We start from the raw sequence: 15,971 nt of genomic DNA, 5'->3' as shown, positions 1-15,971 counted from the left end.
AGACTCAAAACTGTTTCAAAAATTGTAGGGTGAGCCAAGCCCACCCTACAAATCAGATTAAATCAGGTGACACATTAATAAGTTTCAACGTGCCAACGGTGCTCTTTCTTCAACTGTTTCTGATAGCCAGCCCAGTCAACGCCGTACTTGCTAGACGCAGCCGACATTCCCTCATCAATTCCGCCTTCCATACCCTTCAAACCGCAGATATAAGTGTGAGTATTTGGCTTTTGAACCAATTCCCACAATTGGTCTGCGTTCTCTTGAATCCGGTTTTGAATGTACATCTTGCCGCCGTCAACATTCTTTTGCTCGCGGCTGATGGCATAAGTTAAGCGGAAATTATCGGGGAACTCGCGCTGCAATTGTTCCAACTCTTCCTTATAAAGAATGTTGGGGGTGTAAGCCACTCCAAAGAACAGCCAAGCTAAACCTTTGAACTTGTAATCTGGATTGTTTTCTTTAAACATCCGCCACAAATAAGCCCGGAAAGGAGCAATACCCGTACCGGTAGCCATCATAATCACGGTGGATTCTTCGTCGTCGGGCAAGAGCATTTCCTTGCCTACGGGGCCGGTGATTTTGACATCATCCCCCGGTTGCAAACCGGTGAGAAAAGTCGAACAAACACCGAACACTTGTTCGCCAGTTTCGGGGCTTTTGTACTCCAGCCGACGGACGCACAGGGAGATTGTTTTGTCGTCTACATCGTCTCCGTGACGGGTGGAGGCGATCGAGTAAAGCCGAATTTTGTGAGGTTTGCCGTTTTTATCTGTGCCATCGGGAATAATCCCGATACTTTGACCTTCGAGATAGTGTAACTTGCCTCCAGAAATGTCAAATTTGACGTGACGGACTGTGCCTTCGCCGCCTTCTCTGACTAATTCTTCTGTAGAAATGCACTTACCAATATAGGGATTGGCCGGTTTGTAGAGGTTAACAGGAACCTGAACTTTTTCCTTGGCTTGAGTCATGGGCTTAGTTTTTTCTCCAGATTTCTGACTCTGTAGCCCTGCTTCTGGTGCGACTTTGCCATTTGTTTCGGGAGCGCTGTTGGAGGGGCGGATGCTGACAATTCTTCCACCCATGCGAGCAATTCTACGCATTTCCTGATTCATGCGATCGTAGGGAACGGAGATAAATACGCTACCGCTACGGCGAATCGGGTTACTTATCTGGTCAGTTGCTTGGCTCTGACGCATACCCTCCACTTCGTAAACAAAGATGCGACTGCCTGATTCTGAGTTGGTCGCCACACCAGATATGCTTGGGCTGTACATTTGTTGATTTTCCTTCACGATACAGAGTTATAAAGAAAGAGAATGTGACGTTAGACTCAATTTACTTTTTTCTTAAGGCCATCGGGACTAATTAGCCTCGCCAATTTTGGGGCCTCGCCACGCCGGCGGGAGTGTTGAAGTTGCGATCGCTCGCGTATCAAATCCCTACTAGCCGAACGCCGCGCTCACCGAGCCCTACTGCGTTCGGCTGTTGACCTATAGCTATTGTTGTCTGCGTACTGCCAATATTTTACCCGATCGGGGGATCTGCCCCGATAAGTCATTCTGATTTGGGGAGCGCCCCACCAGAGAAAGGAAGATTCGAGCAGTTTAATGAGGTTGAGCTTGTAGGGGGCGGATGCCTTCTGGTAAGATTAACCACTAAAGTTAGTATTAATTACTTGCGTTGAAGATTGCTGGGGTCTTCCCGGGCAGGCAGTCAACTGACTGCTGTATGCTGGTGAGAACTCGATCGTCTCGGGGTAGCAAAGCCGCACAAAGCCTGCTTGTCGCTATCTGGGGGCTCAAATTTTGTGGAATCTAGACTTGAGTTAGTTAGTAAACCGTGATTGTGTTAGAGGGAAACTATGACAAGTAAGCCGGATCGCGTGGTTTTAATTGGCGTTGCCGGAGACTCCGGATGCGGAAAATCTACTTTTTTGCGCCGATTGACAGATTTGTTCGGGGAAGATTTCGTTACTGTAATCTGCCTTGACGACTATCATTGTCTCGATCGCAAGCAGCGCAAGGAAACAGGGATTACAGCCCTTGACCCCAGAGCGAACAATTTTGACCTGATGGCTGAGCAAATGAAGGCGCTCAAAGAAGGTCACGCGATCGACAAGCCGATTTACAACCACGAAACCGGTCTGCTCGATCCTCCTGAACGGGTAGAGCCGAATCATGTGATTGTGATTGAGGGGCTGCATCCCCTGTACGACGAGCGAGTTCGATCGCTCCTCGACTTCAGCGTCTACCTCGACATCAGCGACGAGGTAAAAATTGCTTGGAAAATCCAGCGCGACATGGCGGAACGGGGCCACCGTTACGAAGACGTGCTGTTTGCGATCAATGCTCGCAAACCGGATTTTACCGCCTACATCGACCCGCAAAAGCAATATGCTGATGTGGTAATTCAAGTATTGCCGACCAACTTGATCAAAGATGACAAAGAGCGGAAGGTTCTGCGCGTGCAGATGATCCAGCGCGAAGGCATCGCCAATTTTGAACCTGCGTATTTGTTTGACGAAGGTTCAACAATTAACTGGGTTCCTTGCGGCCGCAAGCTGACTTGTTCCTATCCCGGAATTAAGATGTACTACGGGCCTGATGCTTTCTACGGTCACGAAGTCTCGATTTTGGAAGTAGATGGTCAATTCGAGAATCTCGAAGAAGTTATTTACATCGAAAGCCATTTGAGCAAGACTTCTGCGAAGTATGAAGGCGAGTTAACTCACCTGTTGCTCCAGCACCGCGAATATCCTGGTTCTAACAATGGAACTGGTTTGTTCCAAGTGTTAGTCGGATTGAAGATGCGGGCGACTTACGAGAAGTTGACTGCAAAAGAAGCGAAAGTGGCTGTTAGTGTTTAGAACACAGACATGAAAGATTTGGGAGGCGCAATTGCGCCTCTTTTTTTGTGGAGAAATGAACCGCAGAGGGCGCAGAGGGCGCAGAGTAGAGTTAGGGGAGGGCGTTGGGAAGTAGAGAGGTTAAGAAGGTTTTTCCGGCTTCATTCAGGTCGCTATCTAGGGAAAAAATTAGACTGCGAACTCGGATATCGTCATTTTTTATATCTAGTGGCTGTTTGAGGTTTTGCGGGTAGACGAGAATTGCATTTTGGCACTTTAACGCATTGGCGTAAGCAACTATTTGATGACGGTCATTACTGCCTACTTGATCGGGAGCTTTGTATTTTGTATCGAGGACATACTGGACTTTTTTTGTTGCAATATCGCACAGCAGTAAGTCAATCCGATCGAAATAGTTTTGGTCATGTGTGACTCGGTGTTGTTGTTTGACAAAAAAGCCTTTTGGTGTATTTGCTTTGAGCCATTCAGCGACAAATTGTTCATATAAATTGGCCATGTCTATGAGAAAAGGAAGCATTTCGCGATCGCCTGTTTCGTGACTCGGCCCTGTGTTATCTAAAAAAAATCGACATAAGGCGTGTAAAAGTTGATAATCTTGATTCAAACGGTGATAATTTCTATCAATACAAGCTTCTGATTTAAAAGGTTTTAATGTCACAAATCCTTGGAGTGCGTGAAAGGCTTTTCGCACAGTGGATGAAACAGATTCACGGCACAAACCGCTGCGGCCAATGATGAATAGTGTCCAAGCGAGTATTTGATTGTCTTCGATATCGCCTGTTTGTTCGTTATAGTGGCATTTTAGTTTAACATCCCAAGGTTTTTGCAGGGCTGACCGCAAATCGACGCGGCCGCGAATGTAGGCGAGTCTTTCTGTTTTGGATAAGTAATCGCGATATAATCCTTTGCGACAGCGTTCTAGAATTTTTTGGGCAAGAATGTTAGCTAATGTCTCGTAAATTTGTTCTAAAAATTGGCACTGAATCGAGCCTTGGGGAAATTTTATCTTAAGGTTGTAGGCATAGTCAAGCATTCCGAAGAGGTTGTTTATGGGAACCTTGGGGCGGATGGCGATGTGAAATTCAGGAGTGATGGGAATGTTGCCAACTCTGCCTTTAGATTTTAAGTGCCATTGAGATTTTGTTTTAGGGTTGGGAAATTCTATATCTATTTCCTTGGCATAATTCTGGTATATTTTCTGTCCTACTGATTCGGGGATTGAGTCTTGGTCAAAAGTTGCTAATTGATATTCTGTAAGTTCGATAATTCGGGGTGATTCGGGTTTCATAATTGTGGTGGATGCAGTAACGCCACGGTATCGGCGTTAATGACGGCGTTAGATTGTCAATAGCCCAATTTTGTCTTGATATTATCCCAGAGAAATTCATCCATTTTTGCCTGGTTATCAAAGAAGTATTCTTCAAGGTATGGCTCGATTTCCATTTGCCAAATATCTTGGATATCTTCAGCTAAGGTTTTTGTCAAAAAGAAGGAGATGCCTAGTTCATAGTGTTTATTGTTAATTGCTCGATTGACATCTTCGAGAATCCTAGTTAATTTATTAACTGGAAAACCTGTTTCCTCTCTCTGGTGATACTGTCGCAGGACTTCATAATTAGGATAAATGGGAATGAATGCGAAGCGGCGGCGGAGTGCGTTATCGACTAAGGCAATAGAACGGTCTGCTGTGTTCATTGTGCCGATAATGCGGACATTTGTAGGGATTCTAAACTTTTGACCGCTGGCTAGTGTAATAAAGCGTTTTGTGTCCTGTCGGTCATCTAGCAAATACATTAACTCTCCAAAGACTTGAGATAAGTTGGCGCGATTAATTTCATCAATAATGAGAACACAAATGTCTTCACAGGCTTCGGCTTTTTCGCAGAATTCTAAGAACCTACCGGGAACTATTGGATAAGTTAATTGCCTATCTTGACTTTGGGGACGGATGCCTTGAATAAAGTCTTCATAAGTATAAGCTGGATGAAATTGGATCGTGTCGGAGAAACCGTCACCGCCACCGATTAAGTGTTGGGCAAGTTTGTGGGCGAGGAAGGTTTTCCCGGTTCCGGGCGGGCCTTGGATGATGGTTTGGCCTTTGCGGTTAATGGCGTGTATCCATTGAGTTAGTTGGGTTGTTTGAAAACCAGTAATTTCTGAAATTTTTTCGAGTTGATACACTGGATTAAATTCCTTTTCATAGACTGACAAATATTCACTGAGAATAATTTGAGTCAAATAATTATTATTGTAATCGTAAAAGTTGAAAATCAAAAATAATGGAAATAGTTTTTTAAATGTTTGTCCTATTTTCCTAATTAAGTCATTAGCAGAATATCCTAATATTTTTTGTGATTCAAGTGATATTTGAAATTGAATTTTAGTAACTTCTATGTTAACTTCATATGGTATAACACCCCGTGACCGAGTAAAAATTTTTTCTAATAGTTCATAAACATTTTTTGCGAGTTCAATTGTGGAATTAAAATCCCAATTATGGAGTTTAAAATCCGTTGTTTCCTGAGTCAAACAGAAGCTATAAGTTTTGGGGAGTTGATAACGTTTAAGGAGTTCGATTATATCCCCATCAATTATATAATGCTGTAGGCGATATTCTTCCACTGCCTCAAAATTGTTACTTTCTGAAGAAAAACCAAAAGTTAATTTCTGGTTTTCAAGATTCAGCATTAACTGAGCACGACTTATATAAAGCACAGTAGAAATGATATTTTTTAAATAAAAAACTATACTGTAGGCTGTCGGTTCCCAATCACCTATTTCAGTAATAGAGGCAAAGCCCTCATGTTTGATATTTATATATTCTTTGATAAAATCAGGCAACTGCTCTTCTACCTGGCTTAAAATATACTTTAATGGCTCTTCTACATATTTTAAGAAATCTTTTTTGTGAGCCAGGTAAAAATGTGAGGTTGGATTTTCTTTAAATTCTGCCAATAGGTTAAATGTGTTTACCGAAAAAGGGCATTCAGGATGTACAAAAACTTTTTCCATTTTTTCTATGTTTTTAAGGTGACTTAATTGTTGTGATTAACTTATTGTAGCCGATCGCCCTTCCCGACACCAGATATCTGAGATGCGATCGCACCCACCATCCTTACCCTCATCAATAGCCCTCCCAAACCAATAACACTGGCAAAACCGCTAACAACTGTTCCCGGAAAAGTTAAACTTGCGCCGCGTGACTCAGATTTACCAAATTGTGTCTATACTAGATAATTGAATCCGGCGATCGCGACTAATAACGGGTACATTAAGATACAAAGCAGTAGCAGCAATAATGCGATCGGGCAAATCGGGAATTTGCGATCGGTCAACTTGCCTTAAAGTAAAAGCTATATTGCGATCGAAAGGAATTTCAACCAATCAGGCATCCTCGCTCTCAACTTCTGTCAATAATAGATCGAGAGTAGTTGAATTAATCCGCCCTCTCTCGCTCAGATAGACAATTTCTGCTAATGTAATTGATGAAAAAGCCACCTGATTTCCCTCGGCAGCTATCGGTTCTATTGTCGTTCTAGCAGTCACCGAAAGTCCCTTTCTCGGCAAAGATATACCAGATCACAGCATGAGTATCCGCTACAGCACACAGCATTAGAAATCCTCCCTTGGAAAATTCCCCCATTCTTTGCTGCGAGTTTCATCTATATCAGCGGCAGAAGGTGCAATTCCCAAATCAGCACATAAACCCCACAATGATTTGCGGGGAGCGGGTCGAGCAACTAATTCTCGTTCTATTTCAGGAACTATCCACTTAATCAATCGTAACTTTTCGGCTAGAGACAAGTGCTTGACAAGATTTAAAACCGCCTCAAAAGTCATGTTTTTTATGTTTAAATTGTTGATTGATGTAATTGTAGCATTTTGGCTGCCAAGGGCAGCATCACCAGGTTTGGGTTGAGAAGATTCGTTTACCACGCTTCCCGGAAAATTTAAACTTGTGTCGAAATTATCTAAACGTGCTATATTCAATTCCGTCAACCCTGAACTGTGCTTTCAGGTAATGCAAATTTACAAACGAGTCAACTGAATGCTCTCTACTTTTAAGAAATTAGCTTCAATTGCCATCATCTTTGCCGCCCTAAAACTTTTACTTAATTATCCGGTTTTCAGAGAAATAGAAAATTATATCGCAAATAGAGACCCAGCAAGTGCTACCTTAGACACTGAAACTCTGCACCAAAAATCCAGCAGCCCGCCTCCGGTACCTCCCAAAAAATCACCCGAGCAAAAGTTCGATGTAGTAGTATATGGTGATGAAGTACCGGGGATATGTGCGGCGATATGGGCTAAGAAAACTTTAGGCGCAAAGGGCAAAGTTGCGATCGTGCGATCGAACTACGGAAGTGCTCCTTTGGGCGGCTTACTCACCCGCGGCGGGTTAGCTTACATCGATTTAGATAAAATTCCCGATTGGTATCGCCAACCCTACGCCCAATGTTTTAAGGAATTCTTAGATAAAGCGAATGCGCCCGAATCTTGCTTAGACCCAAAAAAGGCAGATCGAGCTCTCAGGGAAATGCTTTCAGCAGCAAAAGTCAAAGTTATTTCCAACTCAACTCTTACTCCCCACGTCGTAGATAAAAAAATCGAATATGCCGAAGTAAAAGGCAGAAATTTAACAATTAAAGCCAACTCTTTTATTGACGTAACTCAAGACGCCGAATTGGCCAGAAAAGCAGGGTTATCTTATTATACAGGATATGAATCTCAAAATATAAGAGCCAAAAATGAAACTTTAGCTGTCTCTATAGTTCCGAGAATTACAGGTATAACGATGTCCGACTTCCGCAGAATAGAAGATGAAATTCTCTACAACAGGCCTTTAGTAAAAAAAATTAAAGAAAGCATTACAAAATCTAAAGATCCTGCCAGTACAAAATTCTGGATGAGGAATTTCTTGAGTACGATTTATCAGCCATATACAGACGGTTACGATATCAGAAGCGTAGCCATAGGCGCCGCCTATCACATAGACAGAAATCTGCCATTTAGTCAAAATAAAGGATTCTTTTTTGATAAAGGCAATGTCTGCCTTTATAACAAAAATGTGCTTTCCTGGAACGGGTTTCTGTTTAAATACCAAGTTGACCAAATCATGAAGATGGAAGCTAACGGCAGAAAACCGACTCCTGAGATGATTAAAGAAATGTCATATCTCCAACAGTGGCTACAAAAGAAGTCTGGTAAAGATGTGAGAGTATTTATTCCAGACGAGGTTTATATCAGGCAAACTTTGAACGTTCGCGATGTGGTAGATCCGCTGACGGGGAAGGAGATTATCAAAGGGGGAACAGTACCCGAAAAGTCGATCGGCAGTTTTTCCTACGATTTCGATGTGCGGGGCGGAATTAAGAATTTATCTGCAAGAGTTCCGCCGCTGCCAGTGTATAATTTCGGGATAGAAAGTGCTTTGGCTAGCAAAGTCAAGAATTTAGCAATTGTCGGGCGATCGTCCGGTTATGTCGGTATGGCGGTATCTGTCGGGCGAATTGCGACGGTAAATATTTATCAAGGACAAGGTGTGGGCGTGGCGGCTGGTTTGGCTAGCAAGTTGGGTGTACCGTTGAATACAATTACTTCGGCTGAAACGAAAAAAACTCTGGAGACTTTAACGGGGAAAACGACGTATTTGTCGGGGAGAGATACGAGTTATGGCGTGGATTATAAGGAGGTGAAGTAATCGAGGTATAGCAGTCGCCCGTGTTGCTAAACTATGTTAAACCCCGCCTACAAACTAGAATTTTTTGTTTGAGTTTGAGAACAAAAAACGCAATTCCTGGAGTTTGATAACTGTTATTCATTGCGATACTTAATTATTGCAAGTTGTTTTACCAGTAGGACTAAGGCAAAAAACCAACCGATTTCTCTGCCAAATCGTGGCTTTCTCCGATAGAATGGGGGTTTTGGATTAGGGATTTCTCTCAAATAAGATATTAAAAGGATTTAATCACTGAAGATGTCGAAACCTCTTCAATTCCTTCCCACATTTGAGCAACCGAAATGGTTTGCCCAGTCATGGCTTCGTGCCAAGCTTGCCGAAAATCTTGTAGAAGCGCTGCTTTAGATTGGCCCTCTCCGTCAATTTCTGAGGGTTCTGGAATACTAAAAGAATTAGCAGGAGGCATCTCTTGGATTTCTGCTGAGAAAACCTCTGGGAGATTATTTTGCGAAATGATTACCCCCTGACGTTGCTTTTGGCTTAGAAACTCTATAAAACTCGCAACTAATGCCAGATGTTCTGGAGAGAGTCGATCGAGCCATCGATCGATTTGATGTCGAAGTGCTGCTACATTCATAATGCCATCAAACCTTTTAATTTTACCTTCATTTTAACGTAAACCCGCCCCACCTTGAATATCGCTCTTCCCTCTGCCTCTGACGCCGATGCGGTTCAAAACTCTTCTCCTCCCTTCTATGGCACAATCTTAAATAAGATCAAACTCCGAAGCCACCATGACTGCAAACCTACCGCCCCAATACGACCCCCAAGCCACCGAAGCGAAATGGCAAAAATACTGGGAAGACAACCAAATCTTCAAAGCTGACCCCGAAAAAGGCGGCGAACCTTACTGCGTAGTCATTCCGCCGCCCAACGTGACCGGCAGTCTCCACATGGGACACGCTTTTGAAGAGACGCTGATTGATGTCCTCGTCCGCTATCACCGCATGACTGGACGTAATACCCTGTGGTTGCCGGGAACGGATCATGCTAGTATCGCGGTTCAAACTATTCTCGAAAAGCAACTCAAAGCTGAAGGCAAAACTCGCCACGATTTAGGCCGAGAAAAATTCTTGGAACGGGCCTGGGAGTGGAAAGCTGAATCGGGCAATACTATTACTAATCAATTACGCAGTTTGGGCGTGTCTGTCGATTGGTCGCGTGAACGCTTTACGATGGATGAAGGCTTATCCGCTGCGGTTTTAGAAGCGTTTGTCCGCCTGTATGATGAGGGGCTGATTTATCGCGGCAATTACTTGGTGAATTGGTGTCCGGCTAGTCAGTCTGCTGTGTCGGATTTGGAGGTAGACCAGCAGGAAGTTGAGGGCCATTTGTGGCATTTCCGCTATCCTTTGACGGACGGTTCTGGTTATTTGGAGGTGGCGACGACTCGGCCGGAAACGATGTTGGGCGATACTGGGGTGGCGGTGAATCCACAGGACGATCGCTACAAGCATCTTATCGGTAAAACTGTGACTTTGCCGATCGCAAATCGCGAAATTCCCATCATTGCTGATGAGTTTGTCGATCCCACTTTCGGAACTGGTTGTGTCAAAGTAACTCCCGCCCACGATCCGAATGACTTCGAGATGGGTAAGCGTCACAATTTGCCGTTTATTAATATTATGAATAAGGACGGCACTTTAAATGAAAATGCCGGAGAGTTTCAGGGACAAGACCGATTTGTTGCCAGAAAAAATGTGGTGCAGCGGTTAGAAACTGACGGAGTGTTGGTTAAAATAGAAGATTATAAGCATACTGTTCCCTACAGCGAACGCGGCAAAGTCCCCGTCGAACCGTTGCTATCTACGCAATGGTTTGTCAAGATAGATCCTCTTTCTCAACGTGCTTTAAAAGAATTAGACCAAAATAACTCACCAGTCTTTGTTCCTGACAGATGGACAAAGGTTTATCGCGATTGGTTGGTGAAGCTAAAGGATTGGTGTATCTCCCGACAATTGTGGTGGGGACACCAAATCCCGGCTTGGTATGCTGTTAGCGAAACTAACGGCGAAATTACTGACACAACGCCGTTTGTAGTGGCGAAAACTGAAGCTGAAGCTAGGGAAAAAGCTAAGGGTAAGTTTGGCCAGGATGTCGAACTAGCAAGAGATCCAGACGTATTGGATACTTGGTTTTCGTCCGGGTTGTGGCCTTTCTCAACTCTGGGATGGCCTGACGAAACTAAAGATTTGGAGTTTTACTATCCGACAACTACTTTGGTAACGGGTTTTGATATCATCTTTTTCTGGGTTGCTAGAATGACGATGATGGCCGGACATTTTACTGAAAAGATGCCTTTTGATACTGTTTACATTCACGGTTTGGTGTTGGATGAAAACGGTCAAAAAATGTCTAAGAGTAAAAATAACGGTATTGATCCACTGCTGTTGATTAGCAAGTACGGTACTGATGCTTTGCGCTACACTTTGGTTAAGGAAGTGGTTGGGGCCGGTCAAAATATTCGCATGGAGTACGATCGCAAAACGGATGAATCGAAATCTGTGGAAGCTTCGCGGAATTTCACTAATAAGTTGTGGAATGCCGCCAGGTTTGTGATGATGAATTTGGATGGACAGACTCCGCAGCAGTTGGGAAATCCTTCTGGAGAAGATGGTTGGGAATTGTGCGATCGCTGGATTCTTTCTCGCTATTATCAAGTTGTGCAACAAAGCCGCAATTGTTTGGAAAATTACGGTTTGGGGGAAGCGGCGAAGGGACTTTATGAGTTTATTTGGGGCGATTTCTGTGACTGGTATATTGAGTTAGTCAAGTCTCGCTTGCAACAGGATGCTGAACCAAATTCTAAAAAAGTGGCACAGCAAACTTTTGCTTTTGTGTTGGAAGGGATTCTGAAACTACTGCATCCTTTTATGCCACACATTACTGAGGAGATTTGGCACACTCTGACTCAAACAGGTGATAATCAATGTTTGGCTTTGCAAGCTTATCCTGAACCCGATATCTCGCTAATTGATCCAGAGTTAGAACAGCAATTTGAGTTATTGTTTGGTACTATTCGTACTATTCGCAATTTGCGGGCAGATTCGGATATCAAACCCAGTGTGAAGGTGACGGCGATTTTGCAAAGCGAAAGCGAGAAAGAACGCCAAATAATCTCAGACGGAGGTGTTTACATTCAGGATTTGGCAAAAGTCGAAAATCTGACCGTAACTGCTAGTTTGGATGCAGATTTGGGACAGACAATTGCTGGGGTTGTGGGTACCGTGCAAGTATTGATTCCTCTGGCTGGGGTGGTAGATTTGGCGGCTTTGCGTGCTAAATTAGAGAAGAAGTTGAGCAAGGTGGAAGCTGAAATTAAGCATACTGCGGCGCGCTTGACTAACCAGAAGTTTGTGGATAAGGCTACTCCTGATGTGGTTCAGGGGGCGAGGGATGCTTTGGCGGAAGCAGAAAAACAGGCGGAGATTTTGCGCGATCGGCTAAAGTTGTTTTAAGAGTTGACAGTTGACTGTTGACTGTGGCCGGGGCGGGTTTACGAAATAGTTAGTTTCAAGCATAAATTGTTTGTAAAACCCGCCCCTACGAGAGCGCAAATCCTACAATTATCAATTACCAATAGCAGGACGCGGAATGCACGGATACACGGATAGCTGTTTTTACCAATTACCAGTTATGAATAACTAATAACTAATAACTAACTACTAACTAATAACCCTTATGCTATATTTAGCCAAAGTACAAAATCAGGAAAATTTAGGCGAGATAAGTCTGCAATTGCTAGCTTGCCAAAATTCTAATGATACTTGGGCTATTCTTAGTGAAGAAAGTTTCTTGACATTACCGAAAGATTTTGCTCAAAATCCAATTAACTCTGCAACTAATGTCTTAAATGAAGGGATTTTAGTATTAGCAGATATTGGCGAAAATAACCAGGTTGTAAATATTCAAGAAGCTACCAACTGGGTACTACAATTAGTTGAAAAATATTTAACAACAGGCTTTACTCCCGATTTTTTGCAGGAAGAAGCCCAGAAAGCAGAAGATTGGCGGCAATCTCTCACTTTGCAGAGTCAAGAATTGTCTCGCCGCTCGATCGAAGTTGAAGCCCGCCGAGAACAAATTCAAAATTTAGAAGCCAAACTCCAGCAGGAAAAGCAATTGTTGGAAAGTCCGATCGCCCAATTGAAAATTCCGCCCGCTACTCCACTAATTTGACTTATAATTTGACTTAAATTAACCCACAAAAGTTAGGGACACGGCACTAGCGCATCCCCACAAACCTCATATGCAATTTGCTGGACATCATATAATTTGTAACTTGACAAATACCCCTTACCCGTTGCCGAATCGCCAGCAAAATTGCCTGCGGCTAAAGCACTTTTGACTTCATCCAAGCGGTGGGGAGACACAGCAGTTTCTGAGAATTGCTAACATAAGCCCGCTTCTGGAAAACATCGTACTGATTGCGTTCGATCGCATTTAAGATTCTGCTGTACAGCATTGTAGCCGCCCAAACAGTCCAGCGGATATCGGGACTGAGCACTTTAATTCCGGGCTCGGCGCTGGCGTATAATTTGCGAGCTCGCTGAATTTGAAACCGCATCAATTCCCGCCAGCGGTTGTCAATTACACCGTTGAATAAATCTTCTTCAGTGTAGTTAAACAAGGCTAAGTCTTCTAAAGGAATGTAAATGCGGCCGCGGCGGGCGTCTTCTCCGACATCGCGCAGAATATTAGTCAACTGCTTGGCAATACCGAGGGAGATGGCTTCTTCTTTGGGAATTCTATTCCCCCAGTGCCAATTCCAGTTAGCAGCGGAGCTCGATTCGCCTACACCCATGACAGACATCGACATCAGCCCTACAGTACCCGCTACTCGATAACAGTAAAGATTGAGCTCTTCAAAAGTTTCGTAGCGGCTACGGTACAAGTCCATTTGCTGGCCCGCAATCATCTCTCGAAACGGCCCAATGTCGATCGGGAAACGAGACAGGGTATCCACCAACGCTACGTCGTAGTCGTCGTGAGGATGGCCGGCAAACACAGATTCTAGGCGTTTTTCCCACAGATTGAGGGTTTCAGGGGTCGTTGCATCAGAACCCGGCCCGTCTACGAGTTCGTCGGTGCGGCGGCACCAGACGTAAATCGCCCAAATCGCCCGACGCTTGGCTTCCGGCATGAGTTGAGTGCCTAAATAAAAATTTTTGGCATAACTCGCCGTGACTTGGCGGCACAGTTCGTAGGATTCATCCAAAGAGGCCAGAGTTCTCATGCACTGGAGTTTTGACAGTTGCAGCATCCGAGAATAAGAAATTTAAAGATTAGAATTGACACTCCCCCGTTTAAAAAACGGGAGATTTTTTACGTCTTTATGAAAAATTCTTAATTTTTCATTGGTTATTGGCCGTTGAAATAGCCTGCGCTGTCAGCTTACCAGAAAGCACGGCACCTTCCATACTCGCAAGATAACGCTGCATCGTATAATCCCCCGTTAGATAGAAATTGCTAATCGGAGTTGTTTGTGTGGGACGGCACTGCTGGCGTCCGGGAGTGGCTTTGTAGACGGAACGTGGGGTTTTGACTACGTGATATTTGAGCAGTTTGGCGGGTTCTGGGATTTGATCGGGAAAGAGTTTTTCTAACTCGACCATTGTGGCTGCGACGATATCTTCGTCAGATTTGCCTATCCAGTCTTTGGCCGGTGCTAAAACCAGTTCCAGCATTGATTTGTCTGGGTTGGCATATTCGCGGCAGGTGTTGCTCATGTCGGCGTAGACGCTTAGCAGGGGCGATCGGGAGAACAGCAAATGGTCGATTTCAGTTAGCTTGCGATCGAACCACAAGTGTACATTAATGACGGGTACTCCCTCCAAACCTTCGAGCTGTTTGAAATAATCCATTTCGCCCCAAGGTTTCGGCATCATCAACTTCAGCGGGTCAACCGGCATCGCAGAAACGTAAATATCGGCCGTCAGAATTTCTGACTCTGCCCCTTTTACTCCCCGAATGTGGAAGCCGCGCACCGTGTGGTCATCGTTGAGCAAAAACTCCCCGATGGGTGCATTCAGCCGTACTTCACCGCCGCGCTCAGTTATGTAGTCTACCATCGGCTGACACAACCTCTCTGTGGGGGAACCGTCTAAAAAGGCCATTTTCGAGCCGTTTTTCTCTTGCAAGAAGCGGTTGAGGGCAGTCAGCAGTATGGTTGCAGATATTTCGTGGGGGTCGATAAAGTTGAGCGCCTTGGACATAGCGATGAATACTTCTTTTTCGACTCTGGGGGGGACGTTTTGCTTTTTCAGCCAGTCGGAAAACGAGTATTTGTCCATTTCTTCGACGTATCTTTGACCCTGAAGCATCGCCGGAATCAAACCTATACCGAAGCGGATTTTTTCCGGCCAAGTGAGCATATCGTTGTTGCTCAGGATGGCTGCGACGCCGTTGAAGGGAGCCGGAAGGTCGGGAAAGTCAAAGCGGGAATAGGTTCCGGGGGTTTCCGGCTGATTGAAAATCATCGAGTGCTCTTTCCATTGCAGCCGGTCTTCGATGTCAAGTTCTTTGAAGAGTTTCAGCATATTCGGGTATGCACCGAAGAAGATGTGGAGGCCGGTTTCGTACCAGTCGCCATCTGCATCTTTCCAGGCGGCTACTTTGCCGCCGAGTACGTCCCGACTTTCTAGAACTATCGGGGTGTGGCCCGCGTCGGTAAGATATTTAGCGCAGGAAAGTCCTGCTAAGCCTGCTCCGGCGATCGCAACTCGCATTTGATACTACTTGGCCTCTTTGTTCGCTTCGGTTTAATTATACTTTACAACTCGTTACATTTTTTTGGGAAATCTGTAGGGACACGGCTGTGCTTGGAGGTGTCAACCAACACGTTAAACCGACAGTCCCACAGTCCGACAGTCCTTGCGCCTACCCGATAGTCCGGCAAGGGTTGAATGAAACCCCTGCCTCAAAGCGAAAGTCCTCTGAAAGAGGACTAATGAGTTCTTCTTCAGTCCTCTTTCAGAGGACTTTCGCTATAAGCCCCGTGGAATTCATTCCCTGGCGGACTGCCGGGTAAGCGAGAAGACTGGCGGAGGAAAAGAGGACACGGCATTGCCGTTTCCCTACCGCAAAATCCTCAATTTTCATGCACGAAATATGTAACTATCGCCCAATTATTTGTAGGGAAACGGCACTGCCGTCTCCTCTTCTTTCCCCTGCAAACGTGGGATCTACTTCCTGTCCCCCCCTTATTAAGCTACCGTGTACACACAAGTTGATTCTGAGCTAGTTTCCATCCCAAAAAGATGGATTCAAACTGTCGGAGTCTATGAACAAGGGTAGGCATTCCGGGAGGTCTCTGAGAACTATAACCAGACCAACCCCCAAGTCGAGCAATCAACCAAG

At 44.6% G+C, this 15,971-nt stretch carries 13 protein-coding genes and 1 pseudogene; 4 read left to right on the top strand and 10 right to left on the bottom strand.

The window, feature by feature from the left end; genetic code table 11:
• Positions 1-74: 74 nt before the first annotated feature.
• Positions 75-1,280 (bottom strand): ferredoxin--NADP reductase, encoded by a 1,206-nt coding sequence (gene petH / locus QUA40_RS15190; RefSeq protein ID WP_333127178.1) that lies wholly within the window; start codon positions 1,278-1,280, stop codon positions 75-77.
• A 587-nt stretch (positions 1,281-1,867) separates the two neighbouring features.
• Here petH and QUA40_RS15185 point away from each other — a divergent pair.
• Entirely contained in the window at positions 1,868-2,872 is a 1,005-nt protein-coding gene (locus QUA40_RS15185) for a phosphoribulokinase (RefSeq protein ID WP_333035850.1), read from the top strand.
• 91 nt (positions 2,873-2,963) lie between these two features.
• Here the strand turns inward: QUA40_RS15185 and QUA40_RS15180 are convergent, their stop codons facing one another.
• From QUA40_RS15180 to QUA40_RS15160, 5 genes are all read right to left on the bottom strand, one after another.
• Positions 2,964-4,160: a 5-methylcytosine restriction system specificity protein McrC gene (locus tag QUA40_RS15180; RefSeq protein ID WP_333127176.1), complete on the bottom strand. Its 1,197-nt coding sequence runs from the start codon at positions 4,158-4,160 to the stop codon at positions 2,964-2,966.
• Between the two features lie 56 nt (positions 4,161-4,216).
• Entirely contained in the window at positions 4,217-5,884 is a 1,668-nt protein-coding gene (locus QUA40_RS15175; protein ID WP_333127174.1) for an AAA family ATPase, read from the bottom strand.
• A gap of 198 nt (positions 5,885-6,082) precedes the next feature.
• Complete coding sequence (locus QUA40_RS15170; protein WP_333127172.1) at positions 6,083-6,256, bottom strand: PIN domain-containing protein; 174 nt, start codon at positions 6,254-6,256, stop codon at positions 6,083-6,085.
• On the bottom strand, positions 6,257-6,418 hold the full coding sequence (locus QUA40_RS15165; protein WP_333127171.1) for a hypothetical protein: 162 nt from the start codon (positions 6,416-6,418) through the stop codon (positions 6,257-6,259).
• A gap of 66 nt (positions 6,419-6,484) precedes the next feature.
• Positions 6,485-6,808 (bottom strand): hypothetical protein, encoded by a 324-nt coding sequence (locus QUA40_RS15160; RefSeq protein WP_333127169.1) that lies wholly within the window; start codon positions 6,806-6,808, stop codon positions 6,485-6,487.
• A gap of 112 nt (positions 6,809-6,920) precedes the next feature.
• Between QUA40_RS15160 and QUA40_RS15155 the strand changes: the two genes are divergently transcribed.
• Positions 6,921-8,573, top strand: coding sequence for an FAD-dependent oxidoreductase (locus QUA40_RS15155; protein WP_333127166.1), 1,653 nt, complete (start codon positions 6,921-6,923; stop codon positions 8,571-8,573).
• A gap of 253 nt (positions 8,574-8,826) precedes the next feature.
• Here the strand turns inward: QUA40_RS15155 and QUA40_RS15150 are convergent, their stop codons facing one another.
• Positions 8,827-9,189: a hypothetical protein gene (locus QUA40_RS15150; protein WP_333127164.1), complete on the bottom strand. Its 363-nt coding sequence runs from the start codon at positions 9,187-9,189 to the stop codon at positions 8,827-8,829.
• 157 nt (positions 9,190-9,346) lie between these two features.
• Here QUA40_RS15150 and QUA40_RS15145 point away from each other — a divergent pair, with 157 nt between their 5' ends.
• Positions 9,347-12,070 (top strand): valine--tRNA ligase, encoded by a 2,724-nt coding sequence (locus QUA40_RS15145; protein ID WP_333127162.1) that lies wholly within the window; start codon positions 9,347-9,349, stop codon positions 12,068-12,070.
• A 223-nt stretch (positions 12,071-12,293) separates the two neighbouring features.
• Positions 12,294-12,791: a hypothetical protein gene (locus QUA40_RS15140; protein ID WP_333127160.1), complete on the top strand. Its 498-nt coding sequence runs from the start codon at positions 12,294-12,296 to the stop codon at positions 12,789-12,791.
• A 154-nt stretch (positions 12,792-12,945) separates the two neighbouring features.
• On the opposite strand, the gene crtB is transcribed toward QUA40_RS15140, so the two are convergent.
• The 3 genes and pseudogenes from crtB to QUA40_RS15125 form a co-directional block, all read right to left on the bottom strand.
• Positions 12,946-13,875, bottom strand: coding sequence for a 15-cis-phytoene synthase CrtB (crtB, locus tag QUA40_RS15135; RefSeq protein ID WP_333127158.1), 930 nt, complete (start codon positions 13,873-13,875; stop codon positions 12,946-12,948).
• Between the two features lie 91 nt (positions 13,876-13,966).
• Positions 13,967-15,340, bottom strand: a complete 1,374-nt coding sequence (gene pds / locus QUA40_RS15130) for a 15-cis-phytoene desaturase (protein ID WP_333127156.1) — start codon at positions 15,338-15,340, stop codon at positions 13,967-13,969.
• 482 nt (positions 15,341-15,822) lie between these two features.
• A pseudogene (locus QUA40_RS15125) lies at positions 15,823-15,971 on the bottom strand (IS4-like element ISSysp3 family transposase); the annotation flags it as partial.

Origin of the sequence: Microcoleus sp. Pol11C3 (assembly GCF_036701485.1) — a bacterium.
Taxonomy (GTDB): domain Bacteria; phylum Cyanobacteriota; class Cyanobacteriia; order Cyanobacteriales; family Microcoleaceae; genus Microcoleus.
The sequence above is the reverse complement of the archived record's forward strand: the minus strand, read 5'-3'. Positions and strand labels throughout refer to the sequence as shown.